Source organism: Pseudomonas sp. S2_C11 (genome assembly GCF_054668395.1).
This window is the reverse complement of record NZ_CP162765.1, coordinates 2,766,382-2,787,917: the sequence shown is the minus strand read 5'-3', so window position 1 is coordinate 2,787,917 and position 21,536 is coordinate 2,766,382. Positions and strand designations below refer to the sequence as shown.

At 64.2% G+C, this 21,536-nt stretch carries 7 protein-coding genes; 2 read left to right on the top strand and 5 right to left on the bottom strand.

The features are described from left to right. Window positions 1-30: 30 nt before the first annotated feature. Entirely contained in the window at window positions 31-1,854 is a 1,824-nt protein-coding gene (locus AB4N48_RS12475; protein WP_122601619.1) for an NAD(P)/FAD-dependent oxidoreductase, read from the bottom strand. 246 nt (window positions 1,855-2,100) lie between these two features. On the opposite strand from AB4N48_RS12475, the gene AB4N48_RS12470 reads away from it, so the two are divergent. Both AB4N48_RS12470 and AB4N48_RS12465 read left to right on the top strand, forming a co-directional pair. Beyond that, window positions 2,101-3,990, top strand: coding sequence for a sigma-54-dependent Fis family transcriptional regulator (locus tag AB4N48_RS12470; protein WP_460095526.1), 1,890 nt, complete (start codon window positions 2,101-2,103; stop codon window positions 3,988-3,990). Window positions 3,991-4,228: 238 nt separating this feature from the next. Beyond that, window positions 4,229-4,825 carry a trypsin-like peptidase domain-containing protein gene (locus AB4N48_RS12465; RefSeq protein ID WP_150742630.1) on the top strand — a complete coding sequence of 199 codons (597 nt, stop codon included), beginning with the start codon at window positions 4,229-4,231 and terminating at the stop codon, window positions 4,823-4,825. Here the strand turns inward: AB4N48_RS12465 and AB4N48_RS12460 are convergent, their stop codons facing one another. From AB4N48_RS12460 to AB4N48_RS12445, 4 genes are read right to left on the bottom strand one after another with little or no spacing between them, the layout of a single operon-like run. Next, window positions 4,826-6,013, bottom strand: a complete 1,188-nt coding sequence (locus AB4N48_RS12460; protein ID WP_370593533.1) for an HlyD family type I secretion periplasmic adaptor subunit — start codon at window positions 6,011-6,013, stop codon at window positions 4,826-4,828. Window positions 6,014-6,018: 5 nt separating this feature from the next. Then, window positions 6,019-8,181: a type I secretion system permease/ATPase gene (locus AB4N48_RS12455; protein WP_056785069.1), complete on the bottom strand. Its 2,163-nt coding sequence runs from the start codon at window positions 8,179-8,181 to the stop codon at window positions 6,019-6,021. After that, complete coding sequence (locus tag AB4N48_RS12450) at window positions 8,178-9,614, bottom strand: TolC family outer membrane protein (protein WP_122750731.1); 1,437 nt, start codon at window positions 9,612-9,614, stop codon at window positions 8,178-8,180. The genes AB4N48_RS12455 and AB4N48_RS12450 overlap by 4 nt, the downstream gene beginning before the upstream one ends. 43 nt (window positions 9,615-9,657) lie before the next feature. Next, window positions 9,658-21,390 carry a BapA/Bap/LapF family large adhesin gene (locus AB4N48_RS12445; RefSeq protein ID WP_460095525.1) on the bottom strand — a complete coding sequence of 3,911 codons (11,733 nt, stop codon included), beginning with the start codon at window positions 21,388-21,390 and terminating at the stop codon, window positions 9,658-9,660. Window positions 21,391-21,536: the final 146 nt, after the last annotated feature.

The following is a 21,536-nucleotide window of genomic DNA, read 5'->3' as shown; positions in this document are numbered from 1 at the left end:
CTGCGCACCGACGAACGACCACTTGAGGAATCAGCCCAGATGATGGCGCTCTGCAAGGCGATAAACATCGGTGTCGAGGCCTTCGAAACGGGCTTTCAACTGCAACGCCAGATACAGTGAATAGTGCCGTGACTGATGCAGGTTGCCGCCGTGGAACCAGAGGTTTTGCTGCTGGGTCGGCTTCCACATGTTGCGCAGTTCACCTTCATACGGGCCGGGGTCGTTGGTGGTGCCGGAACCCAGGCCCCAGCAGCGCCCGACCTTGTCGGCGACTTGCTGGGAAATCAGCTTCGCGGCCCAGCCGTTCATCGAGCCATAACCTGTCGCATAAACGATGAGATCGGCCGGCAAGCGGCTGCCATCGGTGAGCACCACCGCATCCGCTTCGATGCGTTCGACACCGAGGCCCGGCGCGCTCTTGAGCTTGATCGTGCCGTTGGCGATCAGTTCCGAGGCGCCGACGTCGATGTAGTAACCCGAGCCACGGCGTACGTATTTCATGAACAAACCCGATTCGTCATCGCCGAAATCGAGCATGAAACCCGCCCGGCTCAGGCGTTCATAGAAGTCCTTGTCGCGCTCCTTGATCGCGTCGAAGATCGGCCGATGAAACTGTGGCATGACCTTGTACGGAATCGAGGCGAACAGCAGGTCGGCCTTGTCCGTGGTCAGCCCCGACTCGAGCGCCTCTTCGGAATAAAGCCCGCCGAAAACCAGTTCCATCAGGCTGTCCGAACGCACGATGTGCGTGCTCGAACGTTGCACCATGGTCACCTCGGTGCCGTTTTCCACCAGATCGGCGCAGATGTCGTGGGCTGAATTGTTCGCGCCGATGACCACTGCGCGCTTGCCTTTCCACGCATCGCCGCCGGGGTGACGGCTGGAGTGATGTTGCTGGCCCTGGAAGTTTTCGGCGCCTGGATACACCGGCACATTCGGTACGCCAGACATGCCGGTGGCGAGGATCAGTTGCGTCGGTTGCAGGGTGACGGGCTCGCCGTTGCGCAGGACCTCCACGGTCCAACGGCCAGTCTCTTCGTCAAACGTAGCGCCGAGGCATTCAGTGCGCGGCCAGTAGTTGAGTTCCATGACCTTGGTGTACATCTCCAGCCAGTCGCCGATCTGGTCTTTCGGGGTGAACACCGGCCAGTGGTCGGGGAAGGGCAGGTAGGGCATGTGGTCATACCAGACCGGGTCGTGCAGGCACAGCGACTTGTAGCGGCCGCGCCATTGATCGCCGGGGCGTTCGGCTTTGTCGATGATCAGCGTCGGTACGCCCATGCGTTTGAGCCTTGCGCCGAGGCCGAGCCCGCCCTGACCGCCGCCGACGATCAGGCAGTACGGTTGCGTGGTGATGCCCAGCGCCGCTTCTTCATCGCGGCGGCGCTCCAGCCAGTTGCGCTTGTCAGCGTGGGCATGGCCGTGGCTCGCGCCCATCGGCCGGCGGCGGCCGCTGGGTTCTTCGAAGCCTTTGAGTTCGCGCATGGTGGTCAGCAGCGTCCAGCACAAACCGTCTTTCAGGCGCACGTAGCCTTTGCCGCGCGCCGAGTCGGTTTCCAGGCTCATCCAGCCTTCAAGCACCCCATCGCTAAGCGTGGCTTCACCTTCGAGTTGCCAGCGTTCGGGCCGGGTCTGCTCAAGGCGTGTTTCGAGCATGTCGCGAATCGCCGGTTTGCCTTCCAGGGTGACGAGGTTCCAACTGAACAGCAGCAAGTCACGCCAGTGGCATTCTTCGGCAAACAGCTCCAGCGTGCCGTCCACATCTCGTTGCGCCAGACGTCCGCCGAGGCGTTCGACCCAAGCGGCGAGTTGCGCTGTTGGCGATTGCAAAGAGGTTTCAATAGCGATGTTCATGGGGCCACTCCCGATCTTGTTGTTTTGGTAAGCCATGGCATCAGAGCAAGGCTTGGGCCATCTCCTTGAAAGACTCGGGCCAGAGCGTTTGATGCAAAGGCCGACAAGGCTTGGCACAGGCGACATGTCACAAATTCGATAATCGCGGATGACACTGTGTCACTCGGCGCGAAATTCCCCCGCAACGAGCTTTTCATCTAAGCTGCGGACACACCCGTGTCTTCACCGAAGCGGAGAACAACAACAATGAAACCGGCCTCGATCAACGCCCACGCGCGCCAGGTACTGCAAGCCGTGCAGGGCTCTGTTGCCAGCCACAGCGCGGCGGCGGACCTGGCGATCACCCGTTCGTGGCGGCGTTGCCTGGATCAATACCAGCTCGATCCGGCCAGCCGCCGCGCGCCGGATGTGCTCGAACAGGCGCGTTTGCGCGAACACCGTGCGCCGCTGGAACACATCATTTCCGTTGCGCACTGGCAGATGAACAGCCTGCACCAGCAACTGGGACGTGACGGCCATGTCGTGCTGCTCACCGATGCGCGCGGCGTGGCGATCGACAGCGTGTTCAACGAAGCCGAACGCGGCGAGTTCCAGCGCTCCGGGCTGTGGCTCGGCTCGGTCTGGAGCGAGGAGCACGAGGGCACCAACGGCGTCGGCACCTGCCTGGTCGAGCGCCAGCACGTGACCATTCGCCGCGACGAGCATTTCCGTGGCCAGCACGTCGGCCTGACCTGTTCGGCCAGCCCGATATTCGACGCCAGCGGTGAGTTGCTCGCCGTGCTAAACCTGTCCTCCGTGCGCGAGGAAAGCAGCCTTGAGCAACGCTTCAAGGCCATGGCCCTGACCAATCTGTCGGCCAGGTTGATCGAGAGCTGTTTTTTCCTTGGCCACGATCCGCAGCGCTATTTGCTGCGGTTTCATCCCGACGCCGGGTTTGTCGGGCTGCTGGGTGAAGGCCTGCTCAGCTTCGATGAGAGTGCGCGGATCTGTTCGGTGAATGCGGCGGCGCTCGATCTGTTGGGCCTGAGCCGCGAGCAGATGGTCGGGCAGTCGTTGACGATGCTGCTGGAAACGCCGATGGAGCAGTTGCTCGAGCAGGCCAGTGCTCAGGCGCACGTCTGCTGGCCGATGCGCCTGGCCGACGGGCGCTTGTTCTACGGCCAGTTGCGCGAACCGATCCGCTCCGCGCCGTTGACCCTTGCGCCTGTCCCGCCAATCAAGGATGAGCGCGTGTGCCTGGAAGACCCGCGCCTGCAACGCGGATTCGCTCGCGCGTTGCGTGTACTGGAGCGTGACGTGCCGGTGTTTCTGCAGGGTGAAACCGGCACCGGCAAGGAGGCCTTTGCGGCAGCGCTGCATCGCGCCAGCTCGCGCGCCGGCCAGCCGTTTGTTGCGATCAACTGCGCGGCGATCCCCGAGACGCTGATTGAAAGCGAGCTGTTCGGCTATCGCGGCGGCAGCTTCACCGGCGCGCGCAAGGACGGCATGGTCGGCAAGCTTGAGCAGGCCCATGGCGGCATTCTGTTTCTCGACGAAATCGGCGACATGCCCCTCGCGCTACAGACCCGTCTGCTGCGCGTGCTCGAAGAGCGCCAGGTTGTGCCGCTGGGCAGCGCAACGCCGCGACCGCTTGATGTACGCCTGATCAGCGCCAGTCACCAGAATCTGCCAGCCTGCGTGGCCGACGGACGCCTGCGCGAGGACCTGTTCTATCGCATTGGCGGTTTCGCCGTGGAACTGCCGCCGCTGCGCGAGCGTTCCGACAAGGGCCGTCTGCTCGACCTCCTGCTGCGCGAAGAAGCGGCGGGCGCCACTGTGCGGCTGCAATCGGGAGTTCGAGAGCGCTTGCTGGCGCAGCCCTGGCCGGGCAACGTCCGGCAACTGCGCACCTGTTTGCGTACGTTGGTGGCGTTGGCAGTGGAAGGCCGGGTCACGCTGGAGGACGTGCATGAGTTACTGCCCGCAACTGACGACCAACCTGTTGACGATCCACTGGGCGTATCCGAACGGCAAACTCTGCTGAGCTTGATTGAAGCTGAACACTGGCATATCGCGCGAGTTGCCCGTCGTCTGGGGATTAGCCGCAATACCCTGTACCGCAAGCTTCGTCAGCATGGGATCACTCGACCTGGTTGAAGACAATCGCGATCATTTGCGTTCATTCGCTGTTGATTGCGTGCATTGCCGGGAAATTGCTTGGATCCAATCATTAACTCACTATATCGCACGCCGACAAGCGGTAGGCTGAGCCTATTGCTAAAAGTGATGGCGCAATGACATATTGCAGCACCTTTCCTCACTTCAAGATGTACCGAAAATGCGCCCCCTCAAGTCACTTGTTGCAGCGTCGTTGCTGCTCAGCGGGTGCAATGGAATGCCAGTCGCTTATGTTCAGGATCCTGTTTTAGACCAAGCCTTTGTCGTCCACTCCGGCGCGCCTTTGCCTTACGTGCTGATGGGTTCGGCTGTGCAATGGAATGAAGACTTCGCCGTGACGGTGAAGCACATTCCTTACTTGTCGGGCACGGTTTTCCAAGGGCAGGCAGATGTGCAGTTCTTCCGTCACAAGGCCAATAGCGTGCCGGCGTGGCGCGGCTACAAGCCGGGCGAGGAGCTGACTTCGGTGGGCTTCAATTCGCTGTACATGTCGGTCAAGGGTACCGGCCAGGCGTTGCCGGCGATGGTTCGCCTCGACGTCAAAGAGGGCAACGTGCTTTACGGCACCCACAATGGCGCGCTGGCCAAGGGCATGTCTGGCGGGCCGGTGTTTTCCGCCGATGGCAAAGTGGTTGGCATCAACGTGGCGTTTCTCACCCGCGATGATGTCAGCCGCCTCAAGCGCAAGGACTTGCTCGATCAACCGCGCGTAAGCATCTTTTTGCCGTACGCGGAGATCAATCGCGAGTGGTCGCGCTATCAGGCCAGCATCACCCCCACAGCGCCACCAGCGACCAAACTGGCCAGCCGCTGATCAGCGTTCGCGCAACGCTTCGCGGGCGCGGTTGAGTGGTTTGATCAGGTAGTCGAGCACGGTTTTTTCGCCGGTACGGATGTCCACCGTGGCGATCATCCCAGGCACGATGGCGAAGCGTTTGCCGGCCTTGTTGCGCAGTTCATCCGACGCGGTACGGATGAACACGCGGTAGTAGAAGATCTCCGGCTTGGCTTCGTCCTGGATGGTGTCCGGCGAGATCGTCACCACTTCGCCGTCGAGGCTGCCGTAGATCGAATAGTCATAGGCGGTGATTTTCACTTTCGCCGCCTGGCCTGGGTGAATGAAGGCGATGTCGCGCGGCGAGATGCGCGTCTCGATCAGCAGTTGTTCGTCGAGCGGCACGATCTGCATGACCTGGCCGTTGGGCGCAATGACGCCGCCAATCGTGCTGACCTCGATGTCCTTGACGATGCCGCGCACCGGCGAGCGCAGGGTCAGGCGCGACAGTGAATCGGTGCGCCCACGGATCACCGCTTCGAGCATTTGCGCCTCGGCGTTGGCTTTGGCCAGGTCTTCGCGGGCGCGGACCATGTAATCGGAGCGGGCTTCGGTGGCTTTCAATTCCAGCTCCGAACGCTGACGGGTCAGGCGCAGCACTTCGACCCGACTCGAGGCGCCGATCTTCGCCAGATTCTCGGTGATTGCCAGTTCGCTACGTACCAGTTTCAGCGAGCTCTGAATGCCGTCGAGGGTTTCCGCCAGACCTTTGCGCCGGGTCTGGTAGAGCTCGGTTTCGGCGCGGATCAGATCAGGAAACTCTTGCAGCGATGCGTCGAAGGTCAGGGGCTTTTCGCTGACCTCGGCCTGCAAGCGGTTGACGCTGGCCAGCGCCGCGCGGTACTTGGCCGCGCTTTCGCCGACGTTGGACTGGTTCTTCACCGGGTCCAGTTGCGCGAGGATCTGCCCGCGCTCGACCAACGCGCCTTCGCTGACATTGAGCTGCTCAAGAATGCCGCCCTCCATCGACTGAATCACCTGTTCGCGCGAGCTCGGCACCACTTTGCCGGTGCCGGTCGAGACCTCGACGATCTCGAACCACGCGGCCCAGGCAATGAAGCAGGCGAGCATCAGCGCGCAACCCCAGATCACCTTTGCGCCACCGGCAAGTGCGCGCTCATCGCGGCCATCGAGGTAGGACATCGGATCCGGCACGTCGGTCATCATCGGCTTCATACCGCCACTCCTTTACCCGGTGCGCGCAGCCGCGCCAATGCCGCGTCGCGGTGGTCGTCGATGACGATGCGGCCGTTGTCGAGAACGATGATCCGCTCGACCAGTTGCAACACACTGACCCGATGCGTGGCAACCACCAGCGTTCGGCCCTGGGTCCAGGTCGCGAGTTTTTCCAGCAGCAGCCGCTCGGTGACGTCATCGAGCGCGGCGGTCGGTTCGTCGAGCAGCAGCACTTGTGGCTGGCGGATCAATAAGCGCGACAGCAACAGGCTTTGACGCTGACCGCCCGACAGGCCCAAGCCACCTTCAAGCACCAGATGATCCATGCCTTTGGGCAGCTGCCGAACGAAGTCCAGCGCACCGGTGACAGTCAACGCGGCGATGATTTCCTGATCGCTGGCCTGACCGGCGCCGAGGGTGATGTTGTCGCGCAAGGTGCCGTGAAACAGTCGCGCCTGTTGCGAGAGCAGGCCGACATCGCGGCGCAGGTCGGCCGGATCCAGATGTGCCAGGGCGATGCCGTCCAGAGTGGTTTCACCGCTGCTCAGATCCATCGCGCCGCCCAGTGCTTGCAGCAACGTCGACTTGCCAGCGCCGTTGCGGCCGAGCAGGGCGATGCGCTCGCCGGGGCGAATGCTCAGGTCGATGTTGTTGAGCGCCGGGGACGATTCTTCGCTGTAGCGGAAGCTGGCCTGACGCAGGCGGTAGTCGCCGCGAATCGCCGGCAAGTGCACGCGCTGGCTGCCTTCGGGATGATCCACCGGCATCTGCATGATCCGGTTCAAGCCTTCGAGCGCGACCTTGGCCTGCTGCCATCGGGTGAGCACGTGGGTCAGTTGCGCCATCGGCCCCATCATCCGCGACGACAGAATCGACGCCGCGACCAGACTGCCGGTGGTCAGGTCGCCGGCAATCACCATTGGCGCGCCGAACACGATCACCACCGCGAACACTCCGCCTTGTACGTTCTGCGTCCACGCCACCAGGCTGTTGGTCAAGGTGCGCAGGCGCAGGCTGCTGTCCGCCGAGGCGGCGTTGTACTGATTCCACTGTTGCTGGAAACGCTGCTCGGCCTGCAGCGCCTTGATGTCGTCGAGGCCCTGAATGCTTTCCACCAGCATGGCGTTGCGCAGCGCCGCTTCACGCATCGACGCATTGGCGAGTCGCGCCAGACGCGGTTGCGCGATGATCCCGGGGAGCAACATGAACACCAACGCCACCAGTGGAATCAACACAAGTGGCCCGCCGATCAAATAGAACACCAGCAGGAACAGCAGAAAAAACGGCATGTCCGCCAGCGCCGTGGCGGTGCTGGAGGTGATCAGGTCGCGGATCTGCTCCAGCTCGCGCAACTGTGAAATGAACGAGCCGGTGGATTTCGGCCGCGCGGAATTGCGCAGGCGCAGGGCGTGGCCGAAGACCAGATCGGAGACGCGCAAATCGGCGCGCTTGCCCAGCACATCGGTGATGCGCAGACGCAGAATGCGCATGACGAAATCGAACAGCAGCGCCAGCATCACCCCGCCGAACAACACGTACAGGGTCGGCAGCGACTCGGCCGGAATCACCCGGTCGTACACCTGCATGGAAAACAGCACCCCGGCCATGCCCAGCAGGTTGGCCACCAGTGAGGCGATCATCACTTGGCTGTAGGGCCGCAGATCGGTGAGGACGATGCGCCGGAACCAGTGCTCGTCGTAGGGCTTGATGTAATCGTTGGTGCGCACGTCCGCCACCGGTTGCGTCGGACGCAGAATCACCGTGCGCAGGGCTTGCTCGGCGAGCGCGGTGGCGTCCATGCGGCTCTGCAAACCCTGGTCGCCACTGAAGCAGATGCCCAGCTCGCCGGTCTCGCCGATGCTTTCGAGCACGCCGACCTGACCATCGCGCAGTTGCACCACCAGCGGCGTGCGCCAGCGGCTCAGGCTCTTGTTGTCGAATGCCGCGAATTTCACGCTTAAACCGGCCTGCCGCGCCATGTGCCGAACCACTTCTTCGACGCGGCCTTCGCTGTGCACCGAGGCCAGGCGCACGCTTTCCGGCGAGACGTCGAGGCGATAGTGGCGGGCGACCTTGAGCACCGCTTCCAGCCATGGCGAATAATCTTCGCGAGCTTCGGCAGCAGCGGGTTCGGGAACAGTAATGCTGGCATCGGTCATGGCAGGATCTCGACATTCTGGATGGCGCTGTGGTCGATGCCGAAGACCCGGCGAATCGCACCGCTGTTGTAGAAGCAGTCGATCTGCAGACGTTGCAGCTCGGCCTGGGTGTTGACCAGATCGAAGCGCGACTGATGGATTTCCTGCTCGGCGTTGAGCAAGTCCAGCAGCGGCCGCGTGCCCAGCTCCAGGTACTGGCGGCCATACAACATGCGTGCCTCGGTGATGCTGGTCTGGCGAAATTCCAGCGAGCGCAGCCGCCGGTTCAGACCCGAGGTTTGCGCCTGGGCTTCGGCCAGACCCTGGCGCGCTTGCAGACGGGCGAAGTCTTCGGCCGAGTCCGCTGCGGTCAGCGCATGCCCGGCGGCGCGGCTGCGCGCACTGATCGCACCGCCCTGATAGATCGGCACTTCGAGGTTGAGGAAGATCCCGACCTGGGTGCGATCGGCGCGCGAGTTCTGATCGTCGTAGTGGTCATCCAGATATTGGTTGACCGAGGGTTGCAGCGACAGGGTCGGGTAGGCCTCGGCTTTGGCCTGGGCCAGCTCGGCCTGGGCCTGGGTGCGTTGCGCAGCCGCCTGGAGAACGGCGGGCAGGGTGTCGGAAATCTGCGACGCGTCGCAGGCCTGGGTCAGCGTCGGCGCGGCGGCATCGCTGACTGCTGGCGGCGTGCGTCGTCCGAGCAGACTGGTCAGAGTCGCTTGCCACCGTGCGTATTGCGCCTTGAATTCCTGCAACGTCGCCGTCGCGCCTTCTGCGCGGGACTGCGCCTGGACCATATCGGAGCGAGTGCTGGCGCCCATGTCGCTGCGCTGTTTGGCCAGATCAACGATGCCGCCGATGCCCTGAATCTGTTCACGGGCAACCTCGAGCAGACGCTGATAACGCTGCACTTCGATGTAGGCTCTGGCGGTGTCGCGGGCGATATCGTCGATCGCCAGCAGAATCCCGGCCTGACTGCGCGCCACGCGGGCGCGGGCGGCGTCGACCGAACTGGAAACCTTGCCGAAGTCGTACAGCATCTGTTTCAGGGAAATGTTCACCGACTGGCTGCCGGCATCGCTGCCGTAACCGCTGGTGTAACCACCCTTGATGCCGCCGGTGACCTGCGGGTAATAACCGGATTCGGCGACGTTGACCCCTTCGCCTTGCTGGAACAGGGTGCCGATGGCCTCGCCGATGCGTGGGTGCCAGTCCACGGCCAGCCTGACCGCTTGTTCCAGCCCCAAAGTATCCGCGTTGGCGGCCGTTTTTGAAGCAGGGGCAGGGCGCTGACGATTGTCATTGCCTGCAGGTTGTTGCAGTTGCGACGGGCTGATGCTGCGCAAGCTGCTGTCGAGGTTGTCGTCGGCGCGAACGCCGACGGTGAAAGCGGGGTAGAGGCCGATGGTCAACAGGACCACCGGCCATTTCTGGCGAAAAACTGACTCCACAGACTTCCCTTACTGTTGAGAGACCGACGTTTGATGTCTTGTTTCAAACCACTTGAATGCCGTTCTGCACCCACAAGTGGTGGCTCGGATCCTCCTGTGCCGTGTATTGAACATAGTCGATGCCGTCGGCCTGTTGCGTGCCATCGGCGACCCAGCCATCGGTCATGTGCACGCTGTCCCTGTCGTCACCCTTGATCAGCAAAGTGTTGTTGTCCGAAGAGGTAATCGCCAGCAGATCGCCGAGATTCAATGTCAGCGCAACCGCACTGGAATGGTTGAGGTCGAGGATTTCGACGTTGTGGATCTTGCTCTGCAGATCGCCGAGGTTGATCGACACATCGCCACCGGCCCAGAGCAGGGTGTCGGTGCCGCTGCCGCCGTCCACCGAGGTGAACTGCTGATCGGCGATGATCAGCGTGTCGTCGCCACCGCCACCTTGCAGCGTGACGGCGCCACCGTGCGAGCCGTCGAGGGTGTCGTTGCCTTCGGTGCCCTGGATCAGTTCGCTGCCAGCGACATGGGCCAGACCGAGGTCATCGCTGGCCAGTGCCGAGAACGCGGTGCTGGCGAATGCGCCGGCATTGTTCAGGTCGATGGTCAGCGTCGCGGTATCCACGGTGCCGTTGGGGTGGGTGAGTTGGTAGGTGAAGGTGTCTTCCTGGCCGATCACCGCATCGGTCAGCCCGGCCTTGAGCGTGTAGGTGTAGTTGCCGTTGGCCTGGACTACCAGGGTGCCGTAGTTGCCGACCAGCGAGACGCCGTTGTAACCCGGCGCAACGTAACTGCCGGCGACCAGCACGCTGAGCAAGGTGTAGACCGAGCCCAACACATCGGCGCCGCCGCCAGCGGTGTCGGTGAGCAGATTGCCCGATACCGGCGTGTAGCCGCCGACCACGAACTGATTGTTGTAGGTCGCGACGTTGATCAGGCTGGTGTTGACGCTGGTCAGCAGGCCGAGGCCGCCCACTGCCACCCGCACCTGATAACTGCCGGCGGTCTGGTCGTCGAACTTGATCCCGTAGTTGCCGCCGCCGAGATTGACCAGCGCGTTGCCGCCGTAACTCTTGACCAGCACGTACTGGTTGGTGGCGGTGTTGAGCTTGTACAGGCCCACCGTCATCGAACCGAGCAGCGCCAACAGGTTGCTCGAATTGACCACCACGGTCAGGTCACTGACGGTATCGGCCGCGACCACGGTGTTGTAGTTACCGCTGCCGCCGCCCAGCAGCACATTGAACGTGCCAAGGGCAGAGTTGGTGGTGACTTCGCGGTTGATCAGGGTGACGTCAGTCGAGGCGATGTCCGCTGTGGCATCAACCACCAGTGCCGGGCTGCCAAGGTTGGCGTCATTCCACACTTCGCTGGCTTGCGGGCTGTCGATGCGCACGTACAGATTGGCGGTGTCGCTCAAGCCGTTCGGGTGCACCAGTTGATAGTTGAACACGTCGACTTTGCCGACGCTGCCGACACTGCCGTTCGGTTTGTAGCTGTAGTTGCCGTTGGCGTCGATGGTCAGCGTGCCGTACAACCCTTGCACCGTGGTGCCGGCGCCGGCGCTGACCCAGGCGCCGTTCTTGAAGATCTGCAACTGCGCGCCGTTGTCCGGGCCGGTCTGATCGGCCGTGCCATCGACGCCGACGTTGGTGATGACGTTGCCGGTCACCGCTGGCCCGGCAATGCCGTTGAACTGGGTCAGGCTGCTGACATCCAGTTGCAGCTGGGTATTGACCGTGGTCAGCACGCCGATGCCGGTGCTCGACACCGTCAGTCGATAATCACCTGACAGCAGGTTACCGATGTCGACCCGCACGCCTTGGCCGGCGAGCGCGATCAGGTCGAGCAGGCCGCCGCTGCCGTTGACATCCAGAGTGACCCAGTTGCCGCTGGCATCCTTCACTTGCAGGGTGTAGACCACGCCATCGATCAGCGAAATCAGGCTACTGGTGGTCAGCGTCAGGGTCGGATCAAGACGCGTGCCGCCGGCGACGGTGAAAGTGAAGGTTTTCGAGAATCCGGCCAGCAGCGTGGTGAACGAGTCGTTGAGGGTCTGCGACGCGGTGACCGGTGCCAGGGTGACGGTGCCGACGGCGAGGTTATCGCTGGCGACCACTGGCGCGTTGACGTCGACGTCCGGCGCAATGACGTTGGCGGCCACCGAAACGTTGCCGCGTGCGTCGCTGAGATTGACGGTGAGGTTTTCGCCGTTGATCTGCGCGCTGCTCAGGGTGACGGTAAACACGCCGAGGTTGTTGACCGTGGCGGTGCCCAGAACGGCGCCGCTGGCCGACTTGATGGTGACGGTTGCACCGGCTTCACCGGTACCGGTAACGGTCAGGCCATCGGCACCGACCAGCAGCGCGGTGGCCGCCGCTGGAGGCGTCAGGTCTGGCGCCGTCGCGTTCGCCGCAGCCGATACGTTGCCGCTCGGATCGGCCTGGGTGACGCTGAGCACCTGGCTGTTGATATGCGCCGATGCCAGTACTACCGAAAAGCTGCCGTTGGCGGCAACGGTCGCGGTGCCGAGCACCACACCGCCGACGCCGCGTACGCTGATGGTCGAACCGGGCACACCGACGCCAGTGAGCACGGTGCCGCTGCCATTGACGCTGACGCCGGTCGGCGCGCCGGGCGCGGTAATGTCCGGCGCTGTCAGGCTGGCGTTGGGCGACAGATTGCCGGCCGGGTCGACCAGACGCACGGTCAACAGCTGCCCGTCGAGTTGTGCGGTGTTCAGGTTGAAGCTGAACGTGCCGCCACTGCCCACGGTGGTAGTGCCAATCAGCGCGCCGCCCGGGCCGTAGACGTTGACCGTCGCACCGGCTTCGCCCGTACCGCTCAAAGTCAGACCGTTGGCAGCGAGCGTCAGACCGCTGGCTGCAATCGGCGCCTGCACGTCAGGGGCCGTCAGGTTGAAGACCTGCGACAGATTGCCCGTCGGGTCGGCCTGTTGGACGTTGAGCTGTTGGCCGTTAAGTTGCGCGCTGGACAGTTGCACGGTGAAGGTGCCGCCAGCATTGACCACGGCGGTGCCGAGGACGGTACCGGCTGCGTTGGTCACGCTGACGGTCGCGCCGGCCTCACCCGTGCCGCTGACCGCCAGGCCGGTGCCGTTCAAGCTGACATTGCTCAGCGGCGCTGGCGCGGTGGTATCGGCGACGCTGAGGTTGGTAACCGGCGAAACGCTGCCCGCCGCATCACTCTGCGTGACGCTCAGTTGCTGGCCGTTGAGTTGCGCCGATGACAAGGTCACCGAGAACGAGCCATTGCCCGCCACCGTCGCCGTGCCCAGCACCGCGCCTCCCGCACCGCGAACAGTGACGGTCGCGCCGGCTTCACCGAGCCCGCCGAGCACCAGACCGGCACCGCTGAGGACCAGTGCTGTCGGAGCGGCCGGGGGAGTGATATCGGGCGCAGTTACGTTAAGACCGGATGAGGTGTTGTTGGCCGCATCGGTCTGTGTCGCATTGAGCACCTGACCGTTGACCTGCTGCGTATTGAGCTGTGCGCTGAAAGTGCCATTGGCGCCAACCGTCGCATTGCCCAGCACCACGCCGCCAGCGCCGGTGATGGTCACCGACGCGCCGACTTCGCCGCGACCGGTAACCAAAGTGCCGTTGGCGTTGACCGCCAGATCGCTGAGTGGCGCCGGCGCCGAGGTGTCACCTGCGGTGATTTCAGTCGGCAGCGAGGCGCCACCCAACGCAGTGTTGGCGGTGACTTCGAGGCTTTGGCCGTTGGTTTGCGCAGGCGTCAGCACCACGCTGAACGTGCCATCCGCGCCGGTGACGCCGGTGCCGATCAGACTGTTGTCAGGCCCATAAACATTAATGGTGGTGCCGAGCGCCGCCGTGCCGGTCAGCGTCAGACCATCGGCCGTAAGCGCCAGATTGGCTGGAGCGTCCGGTGCCGGAACCGCCGGGACAGTCAGGTTAGCGTCTGCCGAAACGTTGGTTGCGACGTCGATCTGATTCACCGTCAGCACCTGGCCGGCAGTGATGCCCGGCGCCAGATCGATCAGGAACGTACCGTTGGCGGCCACTGTGCCGGTGCCGACGATATTGCCCAGCGCATCGGTCACTTCGACACTCGCGCCGGCTTCGCCACGACCGGCGAGCTGGCTCAGATCGCCGCTGATGGTCAGACCGGTGACGGCATCTGGAGCGGTAGTATCAGCCGCCGGGTAGAGCAGCACTGGCGATGCGTTTTGCGCCTCATCCGTCGCGATCACTGACAACAACTGACCATTGGCCTGGGCCGGATTCAGCGTAACGGTATAGGTGCCGTCGCCCAATGCCACCGCCGTGCCGAGCACGGTGCCGGTGGCGGACAGCACAGTCACGGTGCTGCCGGCTTCGGCGGTTCCGGCGAGCAAGGTGCCGGCGCCGGTCAGCGATGTCACCGTTGGTGCGATCGGTGCAGTGCTGTCCGGCGCGTCGACCAGTACGGGCTCGGACTGGTTGTTTTGCGCGTCGGCTTGCACGACCGACAGTGCGCGGCCATCGATTTGCGCAGCCGACAACGTGACGCTGAAATTGCCATCTGCGGCCACGGTCGCCGTGCCGAGCACCACCGTGCCGTCGCGCACGGTGACGGTCGCTCCGGGCTCGCCGGTGCCGGTCACGGTCAAGCCGTCCTGGCTGACATTGAGGTCGGCCACCTCCAGTGGATCGGTGATATCGCCCGCTTGCACGGGCGCTGTCGGCGATGTGTTGGATGCCAGATCGGTCTGATTGACGCTCAACAGCTCGCCGTTCACTTGCGGCGGGTTGAGGGTCACGCTGAACGAGCCATTGCCGGCCACGGTTGCCGAGCCCAACACAGTGCCAGTCGCGCTGAGTACACGCACCGTGGCGCCGGCTTCACCGCTGCCGGTCAGTGTCACGCCATTGGGCGTGAGAACGAGGTCGGTGGGCGCAGCGGGCAGGGTGATGTCCGGCGCAGTGACGGGCACGATCGGCGAAGGGTTGCCCGCCGCATCACGCTGGATCACCGACAAGGCTTCACCATTGAGCAGCGGCTGGTCGAGGGTGACGCTGAAACTGCCATCGGCCGCGACGGTGCCGGTGCCGACGATGGTGCCCACCGCGTTGGTGACGACTACCTGCGAGCCAGCCGCACCGGAGCCGGTGATGAGGCTGCCGCTGGCGTCGATCTCGACATCCGTCAGTGCGGCAGGAGGCGTGCTGTCAGGCGCCGTCAGGGTGCCGGCAGGCGAGGCATTGCCGGCTGCATCCGCCAACACCACGAACAGCGCTTGGCCATTGGTCTGTGTTGGGGTCACCGTGACCTCGAAACGGCCATCGCTGCCCACGGTGCCGGTGCCCAATTCGGTACCATCGGCCGACGTCACGCGGACAATGGCGCCGACTTCGCCGGTACCGGTGAGCAGACCGCCATCGGCATTCAGTTGCAGATCGGCCGGCGTCGCTGGCGGGGTCAGATCCGGGGCGGTGACCGTGACCGGGGCGCTGACGTTGCCGGGTGGATCGGCCTGCTGCACGCTGAGAATCTGTTCGTTGATCTGCGGCGGATTGAGGGTGACGCTGAAGGTGCCGTCGCCGAGTACCACGCTGGTGCCGAGCAAAGTGCCGTTGGCATCGCGCACGGTCACGGTCGCGCCGGGTTCGCCAGTACCAATGACCAGCGCGCCGGACGAGTTGATATCGACGTTGTCCAGTGGATCAGGCGGAGTGAAGTCCGGCGTGGTCAGGTTCACCGCAGGCGAGTCGTTGCCCGCTGCGTCGGCCTGAACCACGGTGATCACTTCGGCATTGGTCAACGCCGGGTTCAGTGGCAGGGTGAAGGTACCGGTCGCGCTGACCACGGCGGTGCCAAGCACGTTGCCGTCGCTGTCGATGACCCGGACTTGCGCGCCGGGTTCGCCGCGCCCGGTCAGGCTTGCGCCGTCGCCGCCGATGCTCAGTTGCGAAACGGCCGCTGGCGGTGTGCTGTCGACCGAAGTGAACGGCGTGGCTGCCGAGGTGTTGCCCGCTGCATCCGTCAGTGACACGGTCAGCGCCTGACCGTTGGCTTGTGGCGTAGTCAGGGTTATCGCAAACGTGCCGTCGATGCTCACGGTGCCGGTCCCGACCAGCGCTCCGGCAGCGTTGTACACGTTGACCGTGGTGCCGGCCTCACCGGTACCCGAGAGCAAGGTGCCGTCAGTGCTTGCCACCAGCGCAGCCGGCGCATTGGGCGCGAGCAGATCCGGGGCGATCAGGTTGACGCTGTTCGATTCGTTGCCGGCGGTGTCGGCCTGGCTCAGGCTCAAAGTCTGACCAGAGGTCTGTGCCGGGCTGAGGGTGACGCTGAACGTGCCATTGGCCGCCACCACGGCGCTGCCGAGAACCACTCCGCCCGTGCCGAGCACGGTCACCGTGGCGCCGGCTTCACCGCGCCCGGTCAGAGCCGTGCCGTTCGGTGCCAGGCTCAGCTCGCTGAGCGGCGTTGGCGCGGCGATATCGGCAGCGGTGTAGTCGGTCGGGGATGAATTGATACCGGTGCTCGACGTCGCCACGGCAGACAGCTGTTCGCCGTTGAGTTGCGCGGCGTTGAGGGTGACGCTGAAAGTGCCATTGGCCGCCACCAGCGCGCTGCCGAGCAACACGCCCGAGGCATTGCGAATGCTCACGGTGCTGCCGGCGGTGGCCGAGCCGGTCAGGGTCAGGCCGTCAGCGCTGAGGGCCAGATTGGTCGGTGCGCTTTCCGCCAGATTGCCCGGTGCAGTCACCGGCGCTGCCGGTCCGGTGTTGCCGGCAGCATCGATCTGCACCACGGAAAGATTCGATCCAGCCACCGCAGCCGGGGACAACGTGACGCTGAAATTGCCATTGCTGGCAACGGTCGCAGTACCCAGCAAAACACCTCCGGCATCGCGAACTTCCACGCTGGCGCCGACCTCGCCGATGCCGGTCAGGGTGGCACCATTGGCGCTGACCGCCAGATCGCTCGCCAACAACGGCACCGTGCTATCGACCGCATTGAGGATTGCCGGGGCTGACGGATTGCCTGCCGCATCGGTGGCCGTCACGTTCAGCGACTGGCCGTTGGTCTGCGGGCTGTTGAGGGTAATCTGGAAAGTGCCGTTCGCGGCCGCCGTGGAGGTGCCGAGGAGGTTGCCCTGGCTGTCACGCACGGTCACCGTGCTGCCGGCCTCGGCGTTACCCGACAGTTGCACGCCGGCAGCGTTGAGGGTCAATGCGCTCGGAATCGCCGGCGCAGTCAAATCCACGGCGGTGACTTCAACCGCAGTCGACACATTGCCCGGCGGATCCTCCTGAGTGACGGTCAGCACCTCAGCATTCAGTTGTGCTGCGTTGAGGGTGACAGTGAACGCGCCGCCGCTGCCGACCTGTGCGGTGCCGAGCAAGGTGCCGTCGGCGCTGCGCACAGACACGGTGGCGCCGGGCTCGCCGTGGCCGGTGACGGTGACACCGTCAGCATTCACCGCAACCTGGGTCAGTGCCGCCGGCGGGCTGATGTCGGGGGCGTTGACACTGGTCGATGGCGAGACGTTGCCGGCAGGGTCGGTCTGGCTGATCGCGAGCGCTTCACCATTGGTCGGCGCTGGCGCCAGGGTCACGCTGAACGAGCCGTCCGCGCCAACTACGGCGCTGCCTAGCACGGTGCCGTTGGCGGTGGTGACATTGACGGTTGCGCCAGCCTCACCCGTGCCGCTGAGGGTGCTGCCATCGGCGCTGATCAGTGGATTCTGCACGGCGGCCGGCGGGGTGCCGTCGACGGTGACCACGCCAGTGGAAATCGAGGCGTTGCCGTTGGCGTCGGTCAGGGTGACCTGCAGGGTTTCGCCGGTGTTCTGCGCGTTGGGCAAGGTGACCTGGAAGTTGCCGCTCTGATCGACTACGCCGGTGGCCAGAACATTGCCGGCGGCATCGCGCACGGTCACGGTGCTGCCGGCTTCGCCCTGGCCTTTGACCACGGTGCCGACGTCATTGATCGTAACGCCAGTCGCTGCGGCTGGCGGTTGCAGATCGGTGGCGATGATGCCGGCGGGTTGCGACAGGTTGCCGGCGGCATCGCTCTGGATCGCGGTAAGTGCCTGGCCATTAAGTTGTGCCGGCGTCAGCGTCAGGCTGAACGTGCCATTGCTGGCGACCAGTGCAGTACCGAGCACGGTACCTGTGGCGTCGGTGACAGTGACCGTCGCCCCGGCCTCTCCGCGTCCTGTGAGTGTCGTGCCGTTGGCATTCAGCGCCAGATTGGTCACCGCGTCCGGCGCCGTGCCATCGATCGCCGTCACCGTGCCCGGAATCGACACGTCACCGTCGGGACTGGTGGCCGTCACCTGGAGGACTTGCGCATTGATCTGTTTGCTACTGAGCAACAGGGTGAAGCGGCCGAAGCTGTTGATCAGACCTGAGCCGAGCACCGTGCCGCTGCTGCTGGTCACCGTCACGGTGCAACCGGGCGTTCCGGCGCCGGTCAGGGTGAAACCATCGGCACTCAAGGCCAGATCGGTCGGGGTCGCGACCTGGGTACCGTCCAGTCCTGCCAGCGGCACAACGGGCGAATCATTGCCGCCGCCGTCAGTGCTGATGACTTCCAGATTGCCGCCAGGCTCGGCCGGTGGACTGAGGGTCACGACGAAGCGGCCGTCCGCATCGGCCGTCGCGGTGCCCAGCACAGCGCCACCGCCGGCAATGCTGACGGTGACCGTGGTGCCCGGTTCGGCAAGGCCAGAGACCTGCGTGCCGGCGGGATTGAGCGCGAGATCGCTGACTGGCGCCGGCAGGGTGCTGTCCGGCGCAGTGACGCTGCCGGGAAGCGAACTGTTGGCGCCGTCCGACACCACGACTTGCAAGGCTTCGCCATTGGTCTGCGCAGTATCGAGGTTGACCGTGAAGGCGCCCGTGCCGTCAGCGGTCGCGGTGCCGATGACGTTGCCGTCGGCATCCAGCACCTGCACCGTGTTATTGGGCTGCGTGGTGCCGGTGACCGTGGCACCCGCCGGATCGATGAGCAGACCGCTCGGTGCAGGTGGGGCGGTGATGTCCGGTGCGGTGACCGGTGTGGCGGGCGACGGCAGGGCGCTCGCATCGGTCTGGATCACGCTCAGCACCTGACCGTCGAGCTGAGCCGGGCTCAGGTTGACGCTGAAATTGCCATCGCTGGCGACCACCGTAGTGCCGAGCACCGTGCCGTCCGCTGCGCTCACGGTTACGGTACTGCCGGCTTGTCCGGTGCCGGTCAACGTCACGCCGTTGCTGGCGAGCACGAGATTGTCCGGCGCCAGCGGCGCGGTGGTGTCCGCTGCGGTCAGCGGCGTGTTGGGGGAGACGTTCACGCCATCCGATTGGCTCACTTGCAGTTGTTGGCCATCGATCTGCGGGCTGTTCAGCGTCACCGTGAAGGTGCCGGTGCCGTCGACGATCGCAGTGCCCAAGGTATTGCCGGCCGAATCCTTGACCGTCACCGTGGCGCCGGGTTCGCCGGTGCCGCTCAGTTCAGTGCCGCCTGCGTTCAGCGCCAGATTGAAAGGGGCAGTGGGGGCCTGGATATCCGGCGCTTCAACTGGAACTGCCGGGGAGCCAGTGGGCGAGCCATCGCTCTGCACCACGCTGAGGTTCTGGCCATTGGTTTGTGGCGAGGACAGGGTGACTTCGAACCGGCCGTTGCTGCCGACCAAAGCTGTTCCCAGCACGGTCCCGTTGGTGTCAGTAACAGTAACGGTGGCGCCGATCTGACCCGCGCCGGAGACCACGGCGCCATTGGCGGAAATGCTTACATCGGTCACGGCTACCGGTGTAGTCAGATCGGGTGCGGTGACGTTGACCGGCGCCGAAGGATTGCCTTCCGCGTCGGTCTGGATCACTTGCAGTTGTTGCGCATCGGTCTGTGGTGTGGAAAGTGGAACGGTAAAATTGCCATCGGCATCTACCGTGCCCGTGCCGATGATGTTGCCGGCCGGATCGCGCACAGTGACCGACGCACCCAACTCACCCTTACCGGTGAGCGTCTGCCCCTGAGCGTCGAGCGCAAGATCGGAGACGGCCGTCGGCCCTTGGGTGTCAGGCGTCACGTAGTTCAGTGGTGCGGAAGTGTTGCCAGCGGCGTCGCTGGCACTGATCTGCAGTGTTTCGCCGTTGTTCTGCGGACTGCTCAGTTGCAGGCTGAACGTGCCGTCCGCCGCCACCACGGCCGTGCCGAGCACATTGCCGTTGGCGTCGCGCACCGTTACGGTCGAACCGGGCTGGCCGCGTCCGCTCAACTGCGTGCCATCGACGCTTACCGCGATGTCGCTGGGTTGAGTCAGGCCATCGAGATCAATGGCGATAACGGTCGCTGCTGGCGAAGGGTTGCCGGCGGCGTCGGTGACCAGCACGCTCAGCGCCTCACCATCGATTTGCGCGGCGTTAAGTTGCACGGTGAACGAGCCATCGGCTGCCACCTGCGCTGTGCCGAGCAGCGTACCTTGCGCATTGGTGACGCTGACCGTGCTGCCGGGTTCGCCACGGCCGGTCACCGAAAGGCCATCGCTGCTCACGGCCAGATCCGTTGCAGCGGTGGGGCCGGTGATGTCTGGTGCATTGAAGGTGACGGCCGGCGATTGCGCACCGGCGCTGTTGACCGCCACGATACTGAAGGTTTCACCGTTGGCCTGCGCACGAACCAGCGTCAGCAGGAAAGTGCCGTCAGCGGCCACCGCCGCGCGCCCGAGCAGTTCGCCATTGGCGGCACGGACTTCAATCGTGGTGCCGGCCCGGGCGGTGCCGGTCAGTTGGCTGCCGTCGCTGCTCAAATCGAGATTGCCTGGCGTCGTCGGTTCGACGATCTCCGGCGCGCTGACCGTTGCGCCGGTCGAGATATTGCCAGCCGCATCGGTGGCATTCACGGTCAGCGGCTGGCCGCCGGTTTGCGCGGGGCTGAGGGCGACGCTGAAAGTGCCATCCGCCGCCACCACAGCGCTACCGAGCAGAGTGCCATCGGCGGCGCGCACCTGGATGGTCGAGCCGGCTTCACCGGTGCCGCCGAGTTGGGTGCCATCGGGGCTCACGCTGAGATTGCCTGGTGCGGTCGGCGCGGTGGTATCCGGCGCAGTGACCGTACCCGGTGTCGAAACGTTGCCCGCAGGGTCGGTGAGCGTGACGTCGAGCGGCTGGCCATTGTTCTGCGGCGTACCCAGGTCGACCTGGAAACTGCCATCGGCGCCAACGGTTCCGGAACCCAAAATGTTGCCGGCTGCATCGCGTACCTGAACGACACTGCCAGCTTCGCCAAAACCACTCAGCACCCGGCCATCGGCCGACAAAGTTAATCCGGTCGCGGGCGCAGGAGGCGTCGCGTCTCCACCGCCACCGCCACCGCCACCACCTCCGCCGCCGCCGCCACTTCCCCCCGCAGCGGCCGCCGCACCACCCGCGCCCAACAGGCCAAGCCCGGCAATCGCCCATGCCGGCGTTGCGCCATCCACCACACCGACGCCAGCGATCAGCTCATCCAGCGAATTGATTTCGTCAAAGGTAAAGCCGTTGAACGGCTCGGCGCTGTAGCGCGCCTGCCACAGCGTCGCGTCGTCGCCCTGAAAGACAATGTCATTGGGCACGCCGTCAGGGCTGGTGACAAAGAAATTGGAGATTTTGATTTGCTCGCCAGACTTCAGATTGACGATCAAATCCTGACCGCTGCGACTGGTCGACGCCAATTGATCGGGCCGAACCGGCATTTGTACAACTGAAGGCTGATTGAGCTGAACATTGCCCCAGTTCTGGGCAGTGAGCTGAGAATTGGCTTTGTCGGCAATGACGATGTTGTCCATTACTACTCCCTGTAAATGGGTGGGGCGGACGTCCACGGATGGTTTTAAAACCATAGATAGGGAGTGTCAGATGGGGCTGCCTGATTTTTGACGAGCGTATGGATGGGCCATTTGCCCACGTTTATCTCTTTGAAAATCTGTTCTAT

What these genes read in the sequence shown, in the direction of transcription:
- AB4N48_RS12445 (WP_460095525.1), bottom strand. Translation starts at nt 21,390, where the DNA reads ATGGACAACATCGTCATTGCCGACAAAGCCAATTCTCAGCTCACTGCC.
- AB4N48_RS12455 (WP_056785069.1), bottom strand. Translation starts at nt 8,181, where the DNA reads ATGACCGATGCCAGCATTACTGTTCCCGAACCCGCTGCTGCCGAAGCT.
- AB4N48_RS12470 (WP_460095526.1), top strand. Translation starts at nt 2,101, where the DNA reads ATGAAACCGGCCTCGATCAACGCCCACGCGCGCCAGGTACTGCAAGCC.
- AB4N48_RS12465 (WP_150742630.1), top strand. Translation starts at nt 4,229, where the DNA reads ATGCCAGTCGCTTATGTTCAGGATCCTGTTTTAGACCAAGCCTTTGTC.
- AB4N48_RS12460 (WP_370593533.1), bottom strand. Translation starts at nt 6,013, where the DNA reads ATGATGACCGACGTGCCGGATCCGATGTCCTACCTCGATGGCCGCGAT.
- AB4N48_RS12475 (WP_122601619.1), bottom strand. Translation starts at nt 1,854, where the DNA reads ATGAACATCGCTATTGAAACCTCTTTGCAATCGCCAACAGCGCAACTC.